24 protein-coding genes are annotated in these 19395 nt (G+C 66.3%); 18 read left to right on the top strand and 6 right to left on the bottom strand.

Features of this window, described 5'->3' with window-relative positions:
• Positions 1 to 205 precede the first annotated feature (205 nt).
• Positions 206 to 1501, bottom strand: a complete 1296-nt coding sequence (locus ACQP1T_RS33195) for a nicotinate phosphoribosyltransferase (RefSeq protein ID WP_433762456.1) — start codon at positions 1499 to 1501, stop codon at positions 206 to 208.
• Between the two features lie 120 nt (positions 1502 to 1621).
• Between ACQP1T_RS33195 and clpS the strand changes: the two genes are divergently transcribed.
• The 10 genes from clpS (at position 1622) to rdgB (ending at position 8714) form a co-directional block, all read left to right on the top strand.
• On the top strand, positions 1622 to 1942 hold the full coding sequence (gene clpS / locus ACQP1T_RS33190; RefSeq protein ID WP_157110647.1) for an ATP-dependent Clp protease adapter ClpS: 321 nt from the start codon (positions 1622 to 1624) through the stop codon (positions 1940 to 1942).
• 23 nt (positions 1943 to 1965) lie between these two features.
• On the top strand, positions 1966 to 2535 hold the full coding sequence (locus ACQP1T_RS33185; RefSeq protein ID WP_364355678.1) for a DUF2017 domain-containing protein: 570 nt from the start codon (positions 1966 to 1968) through the stop codon (positions 2533 to 2535).
• A gap of 35 nt (positions 2536 to 2570) precedes the next feature.
• Positions 2571 to 3632 (top strand): P1 family peptidase, encoded by a 1062-nt coding sequence (locus tag ACQP1T_RS33180; RefSeq protein WP_433756966.1) that lies wholly within the window; start codon positions 2571 to 2573, stop codon positions 3630 to 3632.
• Between the two features lie 248 nt (positions 3633 to 3880).
• Positions 3881 to 4303, top strand: a complete 423-nt coding sequence (locus ACQP1T_RS33175; protein WP_433756965.1) for a Mov34/MPN/PAD-1 family protein — start codon at positions 3881 to 3883, stop codon at positions 4301 to 4303.
• 31 nt (positions 4304 to 4334) lie between these two features.
• Positions 4335 to 4607 carry a MoaD/ThiS family protein gene (locus tag ACQP1T_RS33170; protein ID WP_433756964.1) on the top strand — a complete coding sequence of 91 codons (273 nt, stop codon included), beginning with the start codon at positions 4335 to 4337 and terminating at the stop codon, positions 4605 to 4607.
• An 8-nt stretch (positions 4608 to 4615) separates the two neighbouring features.
• Positions 4616 to 5578, top strand: coding sequence for a PLP-dependent cysteine synthase family protein (locus ACQP1T_RS33165; protein ID WP_433756963.1), 963 nt, complete (start codon positions 4616 to 4618; stop codon positions 5576 to 5578).
• A gap of 161 nt (positions 5579 to 5739) precedes the next feature.
• Positions 5740 to 6456, top strand: coding sequence for a rhomboid family intramembrane serine protease (locus tag ACQP1T_RS33160; protein ID WP_433756962.1), 717 nt, complete (start codon positions 5740 to 5742; stop codon positions 6454 to 6456).
• Positions 6457 to 6525: 69 nt separating this feature from the next.
• A complete protein-coding gene (locus ACQP1T_RS33155) occupies positions 6526 to 7290 on the top strand; it encodes a cyclic nucleotide-degrading phosphodiesterase (RefSeq protein ID WP_433756961.1) in 765 nt (254 codons plus the stop codon).
• A 42-nt stretch (positions 7291 to 7332) separates the two neighbouring features.
• Positions 7333 to 8103 (top strand): ribonuclease PH, encoded by a 771-nt coding sequence (gene rph, locus ACQP1T_RS33150; RefSeq protein ID WP_433756960.1) that lies wholly within the window; start codon positions 7333 to 7335, stop codon positions 8101 to 8103.
• A complete protein-coding gene (gene rdgB, locus ACQP1T_RS33145) occupies positions 8103 to 8714 on the top strand; it encodes an RdgB/HAM1 family non-canonical purine NTP pyrophosphatase (RefSeq protein WP_433756959.1) in 612 nt (203 codons plus the stop codon). The genes rph and rdgB overlap by 1 nt, the downstream gene beginning before the upstream one ends.
• Positions 8715 to 8835: 121 nt before the next feature.
• Here the strand turns inward: rdgB and ACQP1T_RS33140 are convergent, their stop codons facing one another.
• Genes ACQP1T_RS33140 through ACQP1T_RS33130 form a run of 3 tightly spaced genes read right to left on the bottom strand, consistent with a single transcriptional unit; the run spans position 8836 to position 10588 of the window.
• A complete protein-coding gene (locus ACQP1T_RS33140; protein WP_433756958.1) occupies positions 8836 to 9210 on the bottom strand; it encodes a DUF3817 domain-containing protein in 375 nt (124 codons plus the stop codon).
• On the bottom strand, positions 9207 to 9662 hold the full coding sequence (locus ACQP1T_RS33135) for a transcriptional regulator (RefSeq protein WP_433756957.1): 456 nt from the start codon (positions 9660 to 9662) through the stop codon (positions 9207 to 9209). The genes ACQP1T_RS33140 and ACQP1T_RS33135 overlap by 4 nt, the downstream gene beginning before the upstream one ends.
• A gap of 50 nt (positions 9663 to 9712) precedes the next feature.
• Positions 9713 to 10588: an oxidoreductase gene (locus ACQP1T_RS33130; protein WP_433756956.1), complete on the bottom strand. Its 876-nt coding sequence runs from the start codon at positions 10586 to 10588 to the stop codon at positions 9713 to 9715.
• Between the two features lie 199 nt (positions 10589 to 10787).
• Between ACQP1T_RS33130 and ACQP1T_RS33125 the strand changes: the two genes are divergently transcribed.
• The 5 genes from ACQP1T_RS33125 to ACQP1T_RS33105 all read left to right on the top strand — a co-directional run bounded on the left by ACQP1T_RS33125 (position 10788) and on the right by ACQP1T_RS33105 (position 16279).
• The gene (locus tag ACQP1T_RS33125) at positions 10788 to 11435 is read left to right on the top strand and encodes a PadR family transcriptional regulator (protein WP_433756955.1); all 648 of its coding nucleotides are present in this window, start codon (positions 10788 to 10790) and stop codon (positions 11433 to 11435) included.
• 179 nt (positions 11436 to 11614) lie between these two features.
• Positions 11615 to 12820, top strand: a complete 1206-nt coding sequence (locus ACQP1T_RS33120; protein ID WP_433756954.1) for an FAD-dependent oxidoreductase — start codon at positions 11615 to 11617, stop codon at positions 12818 to 12820.
• 109 nt (positions 12821 to 12929) lie between these two features.
• Entirely contained in the window at positions 12930 to 13685 is a 756-nt protein-coding gene (locus ACQP1T_RS33115) for an ABC transporter ATP-binding protein (protein ID WP_433756953.1), read from the top strand.
• Positions 13670 to 15238, top strand: a complete 1569-nt coding sequence (locus tag ACQP1T_RS33110; protein ID WP_433756952.1) for a hypothetical protein — start codon at positions 13670 to 13672, stop codon at positions 15236 to 15238. Before ACQP1T_RS33115 ends, ACQP1T_RS33110 begins: the two co-directional genes overlap by 16 nt.
• A gap of 117 nt (positions 15239 to 15355) precedes the next feature.
• Positions 15356 to 16279 (top strand): LysR family transcriptional regulator, encoded by a 924-nt coding sequence (locus ACQP1T_RS33105; RefSeq protein ID WP_433756951.1) that lies wholly within the window; start codon positions 15356 to 15358, stop codon positions 16277 to 16279.
• A 95-nt stretch (positions 16280 to 16374) separates the two neighbouring features.
• On the opposite strand, the gene ACQP1T_RS33100 is transcribed toward ACQP1T_RS33105, so the two are convergent.
• Entirely contained in the window at positions 16375 to 17175 is an 801-nt protein-coding gene (locus ACQP1T_RS33100) for a helix-turn-helix domain-containing protein (protein ID WP_433756949.1), read from the bottom strand.
• A gap of 123 nt (positions 17176 to 17298) precedes the next feature.
• On the opposite strand from ACQP1T_RS33100, the gene ACQP1T_RS33095 reads away from it, so the two are divergent.
• Genes ACQP1T_RS33095 through ACQP1T_RS33085 form a run of 3 tightly spaced genes read left to right on the top strand, consistent with a single transcriptional unit; the run spans position 17299 to position 19132 of the window.
• Positions 17299 to 17733, top strand: a complete 435-nt coding sequence (locus tag ACQP1T_RS33095) for a hypothetical protein (RefSeq protein WP_433756948.1) — start codon at positions 17299 to 17301, stop codon at positions 17731 to 17733.
• Entirely contained in the window at positions 17730 to 18116 is a 387-nt protein-coding gene (locus ACQP1T_RS33090) for a cupin domain-containing protein (RefSeq protein ID WP_433756947.1), read from the top strand. The genes ACQP1T_RS33095 and ACQP1T_RS33090 overlap by 4 nt, the downstream gene beginning before the upstream one ends.
• Positions 18113 to 19132 (top strand): zinc-dependent alcohol dehydrogenase family protein, encoded by a 1020-nt coding sequence (locus ACQP1T_RS33085; protein ID WP_433756946.1) that lies wholly within the window; start codon positions 18113 to 18115, stop codon positions 19130 to 19132. The genes ACQP1T_RS33090 and ACQP1T_RS33085 overlap by 4 nt, the downstream gene beginning before the upstream one ends.
• A gap of 9 nt (positions 19133 to 19141) precedes the next feature.
• Here the strand turns inward: ACQP1T_RS33085 and ACQP1T_RS33080 are convergent, their stop codons facing one another.
• Complete coding sequence (locus tag ACQP1T_RS33080; RefSeq protein WP_083897694.1) at positions 19142 to 19366, bottom strand: hypothetical protein; 225 nt, start codon at positions 19364 to 19366, stop codon at positions 19142 to 19144.
• Between the last annotated feature and the right edge of the window lie 29 nt (positions 19367 to 19395).

Raw genomic sequence — 19395 nt, 5'->3', positions numbered from 1 at the left:
GTCCACGTGAGCAGTACCGTCAGAATTTCGATCGCACTCTTCATCGGCTATACGGCCTATCTCGCCACCGCTTTTCTGCTCGGTGACCGACCCGACAGAGTCGGTGACTGGGTGGCGCTGCTGATCAAGGGGTTCCTGGTCGTGCTGGTAGCGATCTCCTTCGTGGATTGGCTGGCCAAGCGACGCAATGCCGAAGCCGTCCTGGTCAGTTCGCAAATGTCGTCGGAATCGCGGGCTCCCCAGCCGATAGTTTCAGGCCCTCCCACGGCAGACTGACCAAACCGCGCGCCACCAACTCGCGGCTGTCCGCGAGCGTGGGCAGCCCATCGACCGCCGCGCCGTCGCGCACCAGCGGGACCAGCAGTTCGCGAACCTCGAATCCGTCTGCGGCGGGCTGGGTTCCGGCGGCCGGATAGACGATCTCCTCGACCACTGTGCCGGTCCGGCGGGACAGCCGAATCGCCTTCTTGGTGCCGCCGCGCGACTCCTTGTGGCTGCTGCGCTTGGCGACCGGCAGCCCGTCCACCTCGACCAGCTTGTAGACCATTCCTGCGGTGGGCGCCCCGGACCCGGTGACCAGTGACGTCCCGACCCCATAGGCGTCCACCGGTTCGGCGCGCAGTGCGGCGATCGCGTACTCGTCCAGATCGCCGGAGACCACGATGCGGGTCTTGGTCGCACCGAGTCCGTCGAGTTGGTCTCGCACCTGCCGCGCCAGAACGCCGAGATCACCGGAATCGATACGCACACCACCCAATTCGGGTCCGGCGACCTCGATCGCGGTCGCCACCCCCTGGGTGATATCGAAGGTGTCGACCAGCAGCGTGGTGCCGATGCCGAGCGCCTCGATCTGACTGCGGAACGCGGCCGCCTCGTGCGCGCCGTCCGCGGCGCTGTGCAGCAGCGTGAACGCATGCGCGCTGGTGCCTGCTCCAGGCACACCGAAGCGGCGCACGGCCTCCAGATTCGAGGTGGCGTCGAAACCGGCCAGATATGCGGCGCGTGCGCAGGACGGCGCGGCGAGTTCGTGGGCGCGGCGCGAGCCCATCTCGATCATCCGACGGCCGTCGGCCGCGCTTACCATGCGGGCGGCGGCCGAGGCGATCGCGCTGTCGTGGTTGAGGATCGATAGGGCGAGGGTCTCCAACAGGACACATTCGGCGAAGCTGCCGCGCACCGAAAGAATCGGGGAGCCCGGAAAATACAGCTCGCCCTCCTGATAGCCGTCGATATCGCCGGTGAAGCGGTATTCGCGCAGCCAATCGATGGTCTTCGAGTCCAGGAAACCGGCCGCGATATCGAGCTCCGGCTCCTCGAAACGGAAATTCGTCAGCGCCTCGACCAGTCGGCCGGTGCCCGCGACCACGCCGTAGCGGCGACCATTCGGCAAGCGCCGTGCAAACACCTCGAAGGTGCAGCGTCGGTGCGCCGAGCCGTCGCCGAGGGCGGCCGCGAGCATGGTCAGTTCGTACTGATCGGTCAGCAGTGCGGTGCTGCGCATGTCCACCCGAGCCACTGTAGACAGCCGTGGCGGGCATGATAGGCGGCTGTGGCCGGGGTGTCTGTCAATTCGTGGTGGACGGGTGTTGTGTATCCGGAGTCGAGTCGTACCCTGAGTGTTATGGCCTTGTGCGAAGCGAAAGCGACATTGTCGGCGGCACAGGCGACTCCGGAGGCGGTCGAATACACCGAGATCCTGGAGGCCGAGGACCGTCCGTGGGTAACGGTCGTCTGGGATGATCCGGTCAACCTCATGCACTACGTCGCCTACATCTTCCAGAAGCTGTTCGGCTACAGCAAAGCGAAGGCGACCGAATTGATGCTCAAGGTGCACAACGAGGGCAAGGCAGTGGTGTCGTCGGGGTCGCGGGACAAAATGGAACAGGACGTGCGACGGCTACACGCCGCGGGACTCTGGGCGACCATGCAACGTGACGACTGACCGGTACGACTACCCTGACGTCAGTGCGTAAGTGGAGCCGGAAAAACTCGCTGAGCGGCCTCAAATTGCGATCCGAAATGGACGCGCGTGAGGCGAGCGTACTGCGGTCCCTGGTCGGCGCCGTTTCCGGCCTGCTGACCGAGCGGGCCGAATCCGCACCAGACGATGAGCTCGCCGAGCTCACCGGGTTGCGCAGCGGCAATACCACCCCGCCCGACGATCCCCGGCTGCACCGGCTGCTGCCGGACTTCCACCGGAGTGAGCCGGGCTCTCCCGACGCCGATCGCGCCGATCTCAACAGCGCGCTGCGCGGCCTGCACGAGCCGGAGATCATCGACGCGAAGTTGGCGGCCGGATCGGTCGTGCTGAACACGGTGCCGACCGATGGCGGCAAGATCGTGCTGACGCCGGAGCAGGCCGACGCCTGGTTGACCGCGCTGACCGATGTGCGGCTGGCATTGGGCACGGTGCTCGGAATCGATGCCGAGACACCGGATCATCTCGAACCGGACGATCCGCGTGGGCCGCATCTGGATGTGTATCACTGGCTGACCTGGATGCAGGATTCGCTGCTGCAGGCCCTCGCGCCCTGACGGCATCGGGCCGTGCTGCTCGAGGAGTAAATGCTGTGAATGTGCAAGCAGGACAGCGTAATTCGCTGACCGATGTCCCCAGCCTGCTGGTCGGACATCATCATGTGCTCGATCCGGACGCGACGCTGGGTTCCGGCGCGGCGACCGGCTGCACCGTCGTGCGCGTGCCCGGCGGCGCGGTCGCCGCGGTCGATGTGCGTGGCGGCGGGCCGGGCACCAGGGAAACCGATCTGCTCGACCCGGGCAACACTGTGCGCCAAGTGAATTCGATCCTGCTGACCGGCGGCAGCGCCTACGGGCTCGCGGCCGCGGACGGCGTCATGCGTTGGCTGGAGGAACATCACGAGGGCATACCGATGGATCCGACCGATCCGAGTCGAGTGGTGCCCATCGTTCCCGCCGCGGTGATCTTCGATCTTCCGGTGGGGGACTGGCGAATTCGACCGACCGCCGATTTCGGCTTCCTGGCGGCGGAGGCGGCGGCGGAGGAGTTCGAGCGCGGGTGCGTGGGCGCGGGCGTCGGCGCGCGGGCCGGTTCGATCAAGGGCGGCGTGGGAACGGCGAGCGTCGTGCTCGGCGCGGGTCCCGCCGCGGGCGTCACGGTGGCGGCGCTGGTTGTCGCCAATCCCGTCGGCTCGGTTTTCGACCCGCGCACCGGCCTGCCGTGGGGGGTCGGCACCGACGGGCCCGACGCATTCGGACGGTATCCCGCTACGCCCGAGCAACTGGCCGTGGCCAACGCTCTCCCGGTCAAGGGCACCGTCCTCAACACGACCATCGGTGTCGTCGCCACCGACGCACCCCTGGACCCGGCCAGCTGTCAGCGCATGGCCACCACCGCCCACGACGGGCTCGCCCGCGCCATCCGCCCCGCTCACTCGCCCCTCGACGGTGACACCATATTCGCCCTGTCCACCGGCACCGCCGAAATCACCGAGACCGCGCTGCCGCCTGCCTTCCCATCCGACCTGCTGGTCCTGGACGAGGTCTGTACCGCGGCCGCCGTCTGCGTCGAGCGCGCCATCGTCGACGCAATCCTGTCCGCCCATTCCGTAGCGGGCATCCCCGCGTACTCCGATCTCTTCTCGCGCGCGTAGTGGTCCCGCACAGCCTCGGTTCTCGACGTGCCACGCTCGGAGCGGGTGCCGCGCAGCTTCGGACGGCCTCGCACAGCGACTCGCCGCCCGACATGCCGGGCAGGTTCCGCGAAAGTGGGCGGGAGCCATGGCAACAGCGCCAGGGAGGGTACCGGCCGACAGGCGGACGGGAATAGCCGAATATTCTGGGTCGTTGTCGGGTGCGATGTGTCGGCAGCGGATATGCCGAATGCGGAAGGGTTTGACTCGTGCTGGTGATCAGGACCGACCTGGTGGAGGCGATGGTGGCGCATGCGCGCGCCGATCACCCGGACGAGGCCTGCGGCGTCATCGCCGGTCCGGAGGGTTCGGATCGGCCGGAGCGGTTCATCGCCATGGTCAATGCCGAGCGCTCGCCGACCTTCTACCGGTTCGATTCCGGTGAACAGCTGAAGGTGTGGCGGGCCATGGACGATGCCGACGAGACACCGGTGGTCATCTACCACTCGCATACCGCCACCGAGGCCTATCCGAGCCGCACCGATATCTCTTACGCGTCCGAGCCGTTCGCGCATTACGTGTTGATCTCCACCCGCGATCCGGAGCAGCACGAGCTGCGCAGCTACCGGATCGTGGACGGTGAGGTCACCGAGGAGCCGGTCCGGATCGTCGATGCGTACGAGACCGCTTAGTACCCATGTTCGTCGAATTCGAGGAGTCCCCATGCCGGTAACCGTGTCCATCCCGACCATCATGCGTGGCCTTACCGGAGGCGAGAAGCGCGTCGACGCGCAGGGCTCGCCCCTGTCCGCGCTGATCGACAATCTCGAGGCCAACCATCCGGGCCTCGCGGAGCGGCTGCTCAAGGACGGCAAGCTGAACCGCTACGTCAACATCTACGTCGACGACGAGGATGTGCGCTTCGCGGGCGGTCTCGACGCGGAGGTGCCCGAGGGCGCGAGCGTCACCATCCTGCCCGCCGTCGCCGGAGGCTGATCGACCCCGTGGCGCGCTACGAATCGCTGATCGCGACCCTCGGTAACACCCCGCTGGTCGGGCTGCGAAACCTGTCTCCGCAGTGGGACGGTGAAAATCCGGTGCGACTGTGGGCCAAGCTCGAGGACCGTAATCCGACCGGTTCCATCAAGGACCGTCCCGCCCTGCGGATGATCGAACAGGCCGAGGCCGACGGTCGGCTCACGCCCGGCTGCACGATCCTGGAGCCGACCAGCGGAAACACCGGCATTTCACTGGCAATGGCAGCCAAGCTCAAGGGCTACCGGCTGGTTTGCGTGATGCCGGAGAACACCTCGGTCGAGCGTCGTCAGCTGCTGACCATGTTCGGTGCGGAAATTATCGATTCCCCGGCCGCGGGCGGTTCGAACCAGGCGGTCGCGCTGGCCAAGAAGATCGCGACGGAGAATCCGGATTGGGTCATGCTGTACCAGTACGGCAATCCGGCCAATGCCTTGGCGCACTACGAGACCACCGGCCCGGAAATCCTTGCCGACCTGCCCGAGATCACGCATTTCGTCGCGGGTCTCGGTACCACCGGCACGCTCATGGGGACCGGCCGTTTCCTGCGCGAGAAGGTGCCCGGCATCGAAATCGTCGCGGCCGAACCGCGCTACGGCGAACTCGTGTACGGACTGCGCAATATCGACGAGGGTTTCATTCCCGAGCTCTACGACGAGTCGGTGCTGACCACTCGCTTTTCGGTCGGTCCCTTCGACGCGGTGAAGCGCACGCGCGAGCTGGTGCTGGAAGAGGGCATTTTCGCGGGCATTTCGACCGGCGCGATTCTGCACGCGGCACTCGGTGTCGCGCGCAAATGCGTGCGGGCGGGCACGCGGGCGGATATCGCCTTCGTGGTTGCCGATGGCGGGTGGAAGTACCTGTCCACCGGGGCGTACGACGGAACTCTCGAAGAGGCCGAGGAGCGCCTCGACGGCCAGCTCTGGGCCTGAGTTTCGATCGATCCGGTCTGAGCGTGCTCTTTCGTGCGGAAAGTGCGCGCTCACGCCCGTATGACTGGCCGTTTGGCCGCGATTTGCCCCGGTACTCTCGAAAGAGCGGGCCCCTGTCGCATATCGTCGGCGTCCGGGCCTCGCTCGACGAGGAGGTTGCGATGACCGGCGGTTCGGGAATCGGTTCGTCGTTCGATCCGGAGCGGGTCGCCGCATTACGCGCCCAGCTCGGGCAGCCGATCGGTTCGACACCTGCGAAGCCGAGTAGCTTCGCGCCGATCAAACAGCTCTGGCTGCGCGCGGGCGTCATCATCACCGCATTCGTCGGCTTGCTCTACGGCGTGGAAGGCGTCGACAACCTCGACCACAACCAACTCGATTACAACGGCATCGAGCCGCGCGAGGCGGATGGCCTGTGGGGCATTCTCTGGGCCCCTGTCCTGCACCACGGCTGGGACCATCTGTTCGCCAATACGCTTCCGGTTATCGTCCTCGGCTTCATCACCCTGCTCGCGGGCATCGGGCGCGGACTCGCCGCCACCGCGATCATCTGGATCGTGGCCGGAGTCGGCGTCTGGCTCACCGGCGCTACCGGATCGGTGCATCTCGGCGCATCCTCGCTGATCTTCGGCTGGCTGACGTTCCTCATCTCGCGCGGCTGGTTCGCGCGCAATCTCGTGCAGATCGGCATCGGGCTGGTTGTACTGGCGATTTACGGGTCGGTGCTGTGGGGTGTGCTGCCCGGACAGCCCGGAATCTCTTGGCAGGGGCATCTTTTCGGGGCAATGGGTGGAGTGCTGGCCGGCTGGGTACTCTCTGGTGATGAACGTCGACACCGTCGCGGGGATCGAGCCGGAGTCAATGCGCAGCCGCGGTGATCGCGCGGCGCGCAGCGGAATGTGGGGGATCGGTTCTTGAGTGAGAATTCGTCGTGGGAGCATGGGGGAATGCGCCTTACCGTCCTCGGGTGCTCGGGCAGTGTGTCCGGCCCGGACTCCCCAGCGTCGGGGTACCTGCTGACCGGGCCGGATATGTCGCCGGTGGTCATCGATTTCGGACCCGGCGTGCTCGGCGCATTGCAGCGCTACGCCGATCCCGGTGAGGTCGATATCTTCCTCACGCATCTGCACGCCGATCACTGCCTGGATCTGCCCGGACTGCTGGTCTGGCGGCGCTACCATCCGACACCGCCGGCGGGTCGGGCGATCGTGCGTGGTCCCTCCGACAGCGCGGTGCGCATCGGCAATGCCTCCGCCGAAATCGGCGGGGAATGCGACGACTGGTCCGACGTCATCGATCACCAGACGTGGGTCGAGGGCGAAGCGGTCGAATTCGGGCCTGGCCATACGGTGCTCGCGCGTCGGATGTATCACCCGCCGGAGTCGTACGGGCTGCGCATCGCGACCGCGTCCGGGCGGACCTTCGTCTACACCGGCGACACCGCGATGTGCGATGCGGTACTCGAACTCGCGCAGGGCGCCGACATTCTCATGTCGGAGGCGTCCTGGACGCACGATCCGGCCAACCGGCCGCCGGGCATTCATCTGTCCGGCGCCGAGGCGGGCATTATCGCCGCGCGTGCGGGCGTGAAAGAGCTACTGCTCACCCATATTCCGCCGTGGACGTCCCGCGAGGACGTGATCGCCGAGGCGAAGGCGCAGTTCTCCGGACCGGTGCACGCCGTCGCACCGGGCGAAACCTTCGACATCTGACCGGCTGCCGCGCGCGGCAGGCCATGTGACTAGGCTTGGCGCGTGTCGAGACGAGCCGATGGCAGGGCGGACGATGAGCTCCGCGAGGTACGGATCACCCGTGGCTTCACCACGCATCCAGCCGGTTCGGTGCTGGTGGAGTTCGGGCAGACCCGGGTGATGTGCACCGCGAGCGTCACCGAGGGCGTGCCCCCGTGGCGTCGCGATTCCGGACTCGGCTGGCTCACCGCCGAATACGCGATGCTGCCCGCGGCCACGCATACCCGCAGCGGGCGGGAATCGGTGAAGGGCAAGGTCGGCGGGCGCACCCAGGAGATCAGCCGGTTGGTCGGCCGGTCGCTGCGGGCATGCATCGACCTGGCCGCCATCGGCGAGAACACCATTGCCATCGATTGCGATGTGCTGCAGGCCGACGGTGGCACGCGGACCGCGGCGATCACCGGCGCGTATGTCGCGCTCTCCGATGCGGTCACATACCTGGGTGCGGCGGGTGGGTTGGCCGACCCGCAGCCGATCTCGTGTGCGATCGCCGCGGTGAGCGTCGGCGTCGTCGACGGCCGGGTGCGGTTGGACCTGCCGTACGAAGAGGATTCGCGCGCCGAGGTCGATATGAATGTGGTCGCTACCGACACCGGCACGCTGGTGGAGATCCAGGGCACCGGTGAGGGCGCCACCTTCCCGCGCTCCACCCTGGACAAGCTGCTCGACTCCGCACTCATCGGCTGTGAGCGGCTGTTCGTCATCCAGAAAGAGGCGCTGGCACTGCCGTATCCGGGTGTGCTGCCGCAGCCTGCCGAGTCGAAGAAGAAGTGATGTCGCGCCGCGTCCTGGTCGCCAGTCGCAATGCCAAGAAGTTGAACGAGCTGCGTCGGATCCTCGCCGACGCCGGTATCGCGGGCATCGAGATCGTCGGACTCGGCGATGTGCCCGGCTACGACGAGGCGCCCGAGACCGGCGCGACTTTCGAGGAGAATGCGCTGGCGAAGGCACGCGATGGTGCCGCTGCCACCGGATTGCCCTGTGTCGCAGATGATTCCGGGATCGCGGTGGACGCGTTGAACGGGATGCCCGGCGTGCTGTCCGCGCGCTGGTCCGGGGTGCACGGCGACGATGCGGCCAATAACGCCCTGCTGCTCGCCCAACTCGGTGACGTACCGGACGAGCGGCGCGGCGCACAGTTCGTCTCCAGCTGTGCGCTGGTGGTGCCGGGCGGCACCGAGATCGTGGTGCGCGGCGAATGGCCCGGTGCGATCGGCCGGAAGCCGGTGGGCGACGGTGGTTTCGGCTACGACCCGCTGTTCATTCCGGCGGGCAGCGATATCACTGCTGCTCAGCTGACCCCGGCCGAGAAGGACGGCGTGTCCCATCGTGGTCGCGCGCTCACCCAGCTTCTTCCTGCCCTGGCGGCCCTCGCCGAGTCCTGAATCAGCGTATGGCTCGAGCGGCCGCAACCTGTGCGGATCCCGGTGACGGATGTACGTTGCGCGCCGGGTGCTGATCCCGGCGATGGGCGGACCTCGCGAAGGGGGCGGCGTTCGCGGTCGGTCAGAGGTTGAAGTCCTGCTTGACCTTGTTCGCGTTGACGTGTTCGACGAAGAAGGACAGCAGTGGAATGGTGCCTGCGATCAGGGTGCCGACGGTGCGCGGGAGTGGCCAGCGCACCTTGACCGCGAGGTCGGCGGTGACCAGCAGGTAGACGAAGTAGACCCAGCCGTGCACTACCGCGATCCAGTTCGGGGTGTGCACGTCGAAGCCGTACTTGGCGATCATTTCGCCGGTGAGCAGCAGCAGCCATAGACCCGTCGTCCAGGCGAGTACCCGGTAGCGCAGCAGTGCGGGCTTGATCTTCGCGACATTGGTGGCCGTCGGCTCGGGTGCGAGCGTCGCGGCGGATTCGGTCGAGTTCTCGCTGGTGGTCAACCGGCGCTCCTCTGTGTGTCGTGGGCGAGGCCCGCGTCCCGGACATGTTGGTCGATATCTTGTGCGTGCAGCTCGGCCAGATATTTGTTGTATTCGGCGAGCACCGGATCATCGTCGCGGGCAGCCTTGGGCCGCTCGGGCAGCAGTCCGGCCGGAATCTCGCGCGGCGCAGCGGCTTTCGCGGATCGGTGCGCGTTCGCGGGAGCCGGTTCCGCTTTCGGCTCCTTCTCCGCTTCGGATTCCAGCCGCACGAACCGGAAATAGGCGAAGACCGCGAATCCGGCGAACAGCGGCCACTGCAATGCGTAACCGAGATTCTGGCCCGTGCCGCTCGCCGATTCGAACCGCTCCCACTGCCACCACCCCAATGCCAAGCAGGCGAGGGCGGCCACGATCACCAGCACGATGAGGGCCGGGCGATTGTGTGCCGAGCGGCGAGGTGGAGCGGACACGCATACCACGGTACCCGTCTACTACACGGTACGTAGGAGCAGGTCGGGCCTCAGAACTTGTAGGTGATCCCGGTCATGCGTTCGGATTCCTCCCATAGGCGGCGCAGCAGTTCCGGATTCTTCGACAGCTTGCTCGACGGCGACGGTTCGACCGGGCCCTGGCTCTGGAACAACCGGTTCGGACCCCAGTAGGTGGCGGGATCGGCATCGGGCATGGTGGCCGCGAACAGGGTGGAGTGGGCGGCCTTGGCCGGGGCATGGCCGACGATGCGGATGAAGGGCTTGCTGATCCGGTCCAGTGGGGTTTCGGTCCTCGCGAACAGATCGGTCGCAGAGACGCCAGGGTGCACCGCGTAGGAGCGTTTTTCGGAACCCGCCTCGGTCAGTCGCCGCTGCAGTTCGCGGGCGAACATCAGGTTGGCCAGCTTTGACTGGGCGTAGGCGAGGTTGCGCTGGTAGCGGCGATTCTCGTAGTTGAGATCGTCGATCCACAGCTTGGGGGTCTGCTTGTGCGCGATGCTCGCCAGGCTCACCACTCGGTCGCGGAGGCGATCGAGCAGCAGTCCGGTCAGCGCGAAATGGCCGAGGTGGTTGACGCCGAATTGGGTTTCGAATCCGTCCTTGGTGCGTGAGAACGGGATGTTCATCAGACCGGCGTTATTGATCAGCACATCGAATTCGCCGGTCTTATCGGCGAATTCGCGCACCGAGGCCAGATCCGCCAGATCCAGCTGCGCCACCCGGACGTCGCCATCGATCCGGTCGGCGATCGGCTGCGCCTTCGCGACATTGCGGCAGGCCATGATCACGGTGCCGCCCTTGCTCGCGAGCACCGTGGTGGTCTCGACTCCGAGACCGCCGTTGGCTCCGGTAACGATGAATGTGCGCCCACTCTGATCGGGCATATCTTTCGGTTTCCATGCCATGAGCCGACCTTACTTCGCAGTAAGTTCCCACGAAAGAGCGACACGCAATCTGGACCGTCGATCACTATGCGCTGGTGGCGGCAAACGTCGAGAAGGAGCCGTTCTCGATGACTGCTGTCATGTCGAGCGAGCTGGTGCGGGTGGTACTTGTGCGCGAATACTCGTGGACGTATATTTGTAGGCGAGTAAGGAGGTGCCCATGGCGACGAAGCGCAAGGTGAACAATCTGCTGGCGCTGGCGGTGCTCGCGACCGTCATCGAACGGCCGATGCACCGCTACGAAATCGCCTCGCAGATGCGTGAGCGCGGCAAGGACCGCGATATGGACATCAAATGGGGCTCGCTGTACACCGTCGTGCAGAACATGGAGAAGGCGGGCTTCCTCGAGGTCGTCGGCAATGAGCGCGACGGCGCTCGGCCGGAACGCACGATCTATGCGATCACCGATGCCGGTCGCGCCGAAATGGCCGACTGGACAAGGGAATTGATCGCCGAGCCGGAGCTGGAACACCACCGGTTCACGGCCGGACTCTCCGTCGTGGCGGCGCTGCCGCCGGATGAAGTCGTCGAGTTGCTCGGCAGGCGCATCGAGGCGCTGGGTCGCATCATCGAGGCTGCGCGCCGAGAACTCGATCAACTCGCGGGCGCCAATCTGCCCCGGCTGTTCGTCGTCGAAGCCGAATACGGCGTGGCGATGCTGGAGGCCGAGGTGGCGTGGGCCGCGTCGCTGCGTGACGAGATCGCCGCGGGCACTTTCCCCGGCGTTGATCTCTGGCGGCATATGCATGCCGTCGGCATGTCGCCCGCCGAGGTCACGGAGCTGGTGGAAAGGGGGATGACGGACTAGAGACCAGGCCCGGCGGGGTGCGGCAACACCGCCGCCGAGCCCGATGTAACCGTCTCGAACCGCGTCCGCATGCGCGCACCCGGCTACAAGGCTGGCAACCACAGGATAACTGGGTGTGCGATGGGACGGTCGGTTCGGGCTTCGAAGAAACCCGTATCGCACATAACTGGAGTACACCCATGTCCACAACAGAAACGGCGATCGTTATCGGCGGTGGTATCGCCGGACCCGTCACCGCGACCGCATTGCACAAGGCGGGCATTGCCGCTCGCGTCTACGAGGCCTATCCGGGGCCTACCTACGGGATCGGCAGCGGGCTGGCATTGGCGCCGAATGGTGTTGCCGCCCTTGATATTGTCGGCGCGGGCGACCGCGTTCGCGAGATCGCGAGTCCGATATCGCATACCCAGCTGTCGGTCGGCGGCAAAGTATTGCGGATGCCGGAAATGCCAGATGTTCCGTCGTTGAAGATGGTCGACCGCAATGAATTGCACCGGACGCTGCATGATCATGCGGTCGCCGCGGGCGTTCCTTTCGAGTACAACAAGCGACTCGTGCGCGTCGAGGAGGCCGCGGACGGCATCACCGCGTATTTCGCCGATGGCAGTAGTGCCACCGCCGATGTATTGATCGGCGCGGACGGTATTCGCTCGACGGTGCGCGGTCTCATCGACCCGAATAATCCGGGACCGGCGTACACCGGGATGATCGGATTCGGCGCGATGCTCGACAATGATTACGGAATTGCGCCGGAGACAATGGTTTTCGCGTTCGGGAAGCAGGCGTACTACCTCTACGGAACCGTCGACGACAAGGTCATGTGGGGTGCCAATCTGCCGCACAAGGAGTATCTGTCGCTGACCGAGGCGCGTGCGATTCCGGCCGAGCACTGGTTGGCAATCCTGCGGGAGACCTATGCCGAGGACACTCCGGGCGGCGAATTCGCTCGCAGGACCACCGCCGAAAACCTGGAAACGACTGGGGCACTGCACATTATGCCGCCGGTGCCGACCTGGTATCGGGGGCGCATGGTGTTGGTCGGGGATTCGGTGCATGCGCCGTCCAACAGTTCCGGTCAGGGGGCGTCGCTGGCCATCGAGAGCGCGGTGCAATTGGCGCGCTGTCTGCGGGATCTGCCTGATCACGCCTCGGCCTTCGCCGCCTATGAAGGGCTGCGGCGGCCGCGGGTGGAGGCCGTCGCGGCGCGGGCGCGCAAGATCAACCACAGCAAGACCCCCGGGCCGGTGGCGCGCCGGATGATGTCCATGCTGATGCCGCTGCTGATCAAGGGGATGAACCCGGAGAAGACCATGGGTGTCGAGCAGCGGTATCGGATCGATTGGGATGCGCCGGTGCAGCAAGAATTGGCGACTGCGAAGGTGTAGCGCTGATGCTGCCCGCCTCTTTTGGGGGCGGGCAGCATTTTTTTCGAACCCGGACGCCGGTTCGTCCGTAACGTAGGAGATGGGAACCGAAGACCAGGGGGGATAGACAGTGCATCCTGCGTTGCAGCTGACCGGGCTCTATAAGCGATTCGGTGGTCCGTGGGTGGTCGACGATATCGGGCTCACGGTGCCGCCGGGTTCGTTCTTCGGGCTGGTCGGCCCGAACGGTGCGGGCAAGACGACCACCTTGTCGATGGCCTGCGGACTGTTACGGCCCGACGCCGGAGAGGCGCGGATCTTCGGCGTCGATGTATGGGCCGATCCGATCACCGCCAAGACCTTGGCGGGCGTACTGCCGGATGGACTTGCCCTACCGGAGCGCCTGACGGGCCGAGAACTGTTGACCTACACCGGCTTACTACGCGGACTGCCCGCGAAAACCTTGGCCGAACGTGCCGAGGAACTGCTCGGCGTCTTCGAATTGACCGGTGCCGAACGGACTCTCGTCGTCGATTACTCCGCGGGCATGCGCAAGAAGATCGGATTGGCGACGGCACTGCTGCACGCACCGAAGCTGCTGGTGCTGGACGAACCGTTCGAAGCGGTGGATCCGGTGTCGGCGAGCACGATTCGCACCATTCTGCAGCGGTTCGTCGCGGCGGGCGGTGCGGTGGTGCTGTCGAGTCATGTGATGGCGCTGGTGGAGAACCTGTGCGATCGGGTCGCGGTGATCACCGGCGGCCGGGTGGTGGCCGCGGGCACGCTCGACGAGGTGCGTGCGGGAAGCACTTTGGAGGCGGCGTTCGTGCACCTGGTCGGTGGACGGGTCGGCGGAGAGGACGGGCTGTCGTGGTTGGCGTCCTGATTCGGATGCGGTTGCTGCTGACCAAGCGTGCGGTGGGCAATGGCTGGCAGGGAGTCACATTCGTCAGCGGTGTGATCATCGGTCTCGTATTCGCGCTCGGCACAGCGGGTCTCATCGGATTCGGGGTGCGGGACGGTGATGTGTCGGGTGGTATCACGGTGGCCGCCGCGTGGTACGGGATATGGACGCTCGGCTGGCTGTGCGGTCCGGTATTGATGGGCAGCAGCGATGAGACCGTGCAGCCGGAACATCTGCGGTTGTTGCCGCTGAGTCATCGGCAGTTGGCCACCGGGTTATTGGCGGCGGCATTCGTCGGGCCAGCGCCGGTGATCAATCTGTTGGCCTTCTCCGGACTGATTGTGCTCGCGGCGCAACTGAGTTGGGCCGCGGCCGTGGTGGCGCTGGTCGGTGTGGTGCTGCAGTTGATATTCGTGGTGGTGCTCTCGCGGGTGGTGCTGGCGTGGATCGGTGCCGCGATGCGTTCCCGGCGCGGACGTGACCTCGGGGTGCTGCTTGCCGGGCTCGCCGGTTTGGCCTACTACCCGATGAGTTTCCTGCTGAATCATGTGGATGCGGTGCGGGAATCGGCACCTTGGTTGGCGAATCTGTTGTGCGCGTTGCCTTCCGGGTGGGCACCGGTTGCGGTGGGTGCGGCGGCGCGCGGTGACTGGTTGTCGGCGGTGGGCGCGTTGGTCGGGTTGTCGGCCTTGACAGCGGTGTTGTGGCAGGCATGGTCGATGCTGTTGCGGCGACGGTTGACCGCGCCGCTGGATTCGGTATCCGGCGCGAGCGGGAGTGGCATGCTGCTGAGCCGGGTGCGGACGACAGGGCCGGTGGGCGCGGTGGTGGTCAAGGAGTTGCGGACTTGGTCGCGAGATAGCCGACGCCGGGCGGCGCTTTTGCCCGTGCTGCTGGTGGGAGCCCTGCTGCCGGTGTTTCCGGCGATCCAGGGTGGAAGCTCGGGCGGTGTGGTTTTCGCGGGTGTGAGTGCCGCGTGGTTCGCGGGCCTGGCCGCCAATAACCTCTACGGGTACGACGGCACCGCACTCTGGCAGACATTGGTGACGCCCGGCGCGGCACGCGCCGATGTGCGCGGGCGACTGCTGGCCCTGCTGCTGGTGATCGGTCTGCCGTCTGTGCTGCTGGCGGTTGTGTTGCCGGGTGCGCTCGGCCGCTGGTCGATGTACCCGTGGACGCTGTCGCTACTGTTCGCTGTGCTCGGCGTCGGCGCGGGTTCGGCCGTATTCCTGTCGGTAACCGCGCCCTACCCGCTACCCGCGCGCACCGGAAACCCCTTCGCATCCTCCGGAAATCCAGGCTGCGCAAAGGCTTTGGTGCAAGTTGCCACCAGCCTTGGCCAATTGGTCGCGGTGATCCCGGTGCTGATCGTGCTGATCACCGGCCTAGCCCTCGACCTCACCGCCGTACTGTGGCTGGCCCTGCCGGTCGGGATCGCCATCGGGATCATCGGAGCTGTGCTCGGTGCACGTCTCGCCGAAGAGCGGTTGACCGCCCGTGGGCCAGAGGTCCTCGCCGCTGTGCAGCCGCGTTGATGCTGGTCGGCGTTGCAGGTCCGGGTTCTACCAGTGGTCATGGCGGGGATTCGAGCGAGAGGCGGAGGAGACCGGCGATCGGCTGGTTAAGTATCGGGAGAGAAATACACTTGTTGGGTGGGCGATAGGGATTCCGATGGCAGTCTCGATCTGAATCAGCTGCGGACGTTCCTGGCGGTGCATCGCGCCGGATCCATTACGGCGGGGGCACGGTTGGTGGGGTTGTCGCAGCCGACGGTGACAACGCAGTTGCAGGCGTTGGAGAAGCGGTTGGGGTATCGGCTGTTCGAGCGGTTGCCGCGCGGGGTGGCGTCGACCGCCGCCGCCGCGGAGTTGGCGGCGCGGGTGGCTGGGCCGTTGGATGCGCTCGGTGGGATTACGGGACGGGCGGTGCCGGCCGAACCGGTGCCGCAGCCGCCCGTGCGGCTGGCCGGACCCGCTGAATTGCTTGCGGTGCAGGCACTTCCGGCTCTCGCGCCGTTGATCGAGCGCGGTGTGCGGCTGACGGTCACCGCGGGACTTTCCGAGGAACTGCTGGCCGGGCTGCGCGCCGGACACTACGACCTCATCGTGTCCACGGTGCGCCCGCGCGGCCGCGCGTTGGTCGCCGAACCGCTCGCCGACGAGGAATTCGTTCTGGTCGCCGCACCCGAACTGGCCGCCCGCATCGACACCACGCGGCTGCGCGCCGACGGACCCGCCGCGCTCACCGGTCTCCCCTTGGTCAGCTATTCGGCCGACCTCCCCATACTCCGCCGCTACTGGCGACACGTCTTCGGTGTCCGCCTCGCCGCAGAAGCCGCAGTAGTCGTCGCCGACCTACGCGCCATCACCGCGACCGTCGCCGCAGGCGCAGGCATCAGCGTCCTTCCCCGCTACCTGTGCGCCACCGAACTCGCCGCAGGAACCCTGGTCCCCCTACTCGAACCCGCCGACCCACCCATCAATACCGGTTTCCTGGTCCGTCGCCCCGGCGCCACCTCCCGCTCTCACATCGACCTCGTCCACGACCACCTGCGAGCCGCCGCGCGCACCTGGTAACCACCGCTGACGTGGACCGCACTGGCGTCGATCCGACGTCTGTGGCTGCGGCGTCGCCGACCAGTGCTCAGTTCGCGCCGCCAACGGGCTGAGCGCTAGTTCGCTTGACGCTGTTCGGAGCGACGGCGCAGGAATTCGGCGGTTCGGTCGTCGGCGGGGAGGAAGGCTTCCAGGTGGAGTTCGGAGAGGGTTATATCTACTGCGGTGGCGAAGCTGGTGATGGTGGTGATCAGGCGGAGTTCGCCGTCGGGGCTGGTCAGGCGGAGGGGGACGGCGAAGCCGAGGTGGTCGGGGCCGGGGCTGGCGGCGGGGAGATAGCTTTCGAGTTCGGCGATGAAGTCGTCGAGGCCGGGGTCGGGGCTGCGCAGGGCCTTGCCGCGCAGGCTTTCGGTGACGTGGCGGCCCCATTCGGGGAGATTCAGCACGCGTCGTGCCAGACCGTCGGGGTGTAGGGCGAGGCGAAGAACGTTGACCGGCGGGGTGATCAGTTCCATTGCTGCACCCTCGGTGAGGAGTTCGAAGGCGGCATTGGCGGCGACCAGCTCACCGTAAGGGCGGGTGACGACGGCCGGGTAGGGCAGGTGCCCGTCGAGTATGCGCTCCAACGCGACCCGCACCGGACCCAGTTCCGGTGTGTCCAAATCGGATTCGGGGAAGACCGGGGCATAGCCCGCGGCGAGCAGCAGGGCATTGCGTTCGCGCAGCGACAACTCCAGCGATTCGGCCAGCCGCACCACCATGGTGCGGCCCGGACGCGAGCGGCCCTGCTCCAGGAAGCTCAGATAGCGCTGGCTGGTGTCCGCGCGAATGGCCAGGTCGAGCTGGCTCACATGGCGCTGCGTGCGCCAGTGCCGCAACTGCTGAGCGAACGGATTCGGCTCCACCACTGTCGTCATGAATTCAGTGATATCCGACCCGCGGTGTCCGCGCCATTCCCCGGAGGGAATCACCGAACAGCATCGGGTGTCATTCCCTGGAGGGAATCGCGCGACAGCGCCGTGCCCGCAAAACTCGGTGCCATGAGCAATGACAACGACCTGACCCCCTTCGCCGAGCGCTACATGTCCCAATGGAACGAATCCGATCCCGAGCTCCGCCGCAAGCTGATCCAGGAGATTTGGGCAGCCGACGGCGCCCAGACCCTGGTCGACCCGCCGGTGGAGATCCGCGAGGCGGCGGCGAACCTGAACTTCGCCGTGCCCGCCCTGAAAGTGCGCGGTCACGACGCGATGGAGGCCCGGGTGTCGCGCGCTTACGAGATGTTCGTGGCTCCCGGCGAGTACCTCTTCGAAGTGGGTGCGGCCACCCGGCTGCCCGCCGGTCTGATCGGCCTGCCCTGGTCGATGGTTTCGCGCGCCGACGGTTCCGTCGCGGGCGGCGGTTACGAGGTGATCGGCCTCGACTCCGACGGCCGCATCACCTTCGACCACCAATTCATCGAAGGCGTGCGGTGACCGAGGCCTTACGGTTCAGCCGAATCGTGCGCACCGCCGATGGCGGCTCCCGATTCGTCGATGCGGAACTCGCACTGACCGATCGAACCGTCGCCGCGGGCGTACCTGCAATGGCCGTCGCCGGAATGTCGGCGGCGGCGACCGTAACTTACCTGCGCAGTTCGCAATTCGACAGCGAACCGCATCCCGCGCCGATGCGGCAATGGGTGGTGATGCTGCGCGGCGTAATCGAAGTGACCACGAGCGACGGCGTTCGGCGCAGATTCGGGCCCGGCGACCTCGTCCATGTCGAGGACACCGACGGCCGCGGCCACATCACCACCGGTGTCGGCGACGCGCCCTTTGAGGCGCTGTTCGTGCCTACCACAGGAAGCAGATCATGAATGCCATTGCCTACCACCTCGATCCACTACATGGCCTCGCCGGTTTGACCGTCCGGGATCAGGAGTTGCCGCAGCCGGGACCGAATCAGGTGGTCATCAGGGTGCGGGCAGCCTCGCTCAACCGGCGGGATCTCATGTTGATGGACGGTATCTACCCGCTCCCCGCCACGCCGGGCATCATCCCACTGTCCGACGGTGTCGGTGAGGTTATCGCCGTGGGCGACAATGTGACTCGCGCCGCGCTCGGCGATCGGGTGACCGCGTCGTACTTCGTGCGTTTCATCAACGGCCCGCAGCGACTGGCGCAGGTCGCCGAACAATACGGCGCCAACTACAACGGCATGCTCGCCACTTATGCGGTGATCGAAGAGGATTCGGTGGTGCATGTGCCCGAACATCTCACCGATGTCGAGGCCGCCACGCTGACCTGCGCGGGAGTCGTCGCGTGGGCGGCACTGACCAAGCCGGTACCGGTATCGCCGGACCAGACGGTACTGACCGTCGGCAGCGGTACCGTCGCATTGTTCGCCGTGCAGCACGCGAAAATGCTCGGCGCACGGGTCATTTCGATCACCTCCGGTCCGGAGAAGGCCGAGCGGCTGCACAAGCTCGGCGCGGACGAGACCATCGACCGCAATGCGACACCGGACTGGGACGAGAAGGTGCTCGAACTCACCGACGGCCACGGCGTCGAACATGTGGTGGAGGCCGTCGGGCTGCCCACCCTGTCGAAATCGGTGCGGTCCGCGGGGTACAACGCGATGGTCACCATGATCGGCGCATCGCAGCTGCCGAAGGGAGAGGCATTCGAGAATCCGTTCGTCGGATCGTATCTCGCCATCCGCCGGATCGCGGTCGGCAGCCGGGACGATTTCGAGGCGATGAACCGCACCATCACCGCACATCGCATGCGCCCGGTCATCGATAGGACGTTTCCGCTCGACCAGGCGATGGAGGCGTACCGCTACTTCCGCGAGGACAATCCGTTCGGCAAGGTCGTCATCACCATGCCCTAGGTCTACCTATCAGGCCTCGAAGGGCACGGTATTGCCTGCCGCATCGCGGGTTCCGGCGGTGGCTTCGATGGCGGCCGCCAACTCGGCGACGGTGGTCCAGGTGCGCGGCGGCTCCGCTTCGAGATTGCCGATGGTGTACCAGGTCTCGGTTTTGCGATAGCGGACAAGACCTTTACCCGTCGCATCGACGGTGACATCGAGCTCGCCGGAGACCGTCCCTTCCTCTTCGGTCATGACGGCCGCCTTGGCGGAAATCTCGATGA

Source organism: Nocardia sp. CA-135398 (genome assembly GCF_050955845.1).
Taxonomy (GTDB): domain Bacteria; phylum Actinomycetota; class Actinomycetes; order Mycobacteriales; family Mycobacteriaceae; genus Nocardia.
This window is presented reverse-complemented; position numbering and strand designations above follow the sequence as displayed.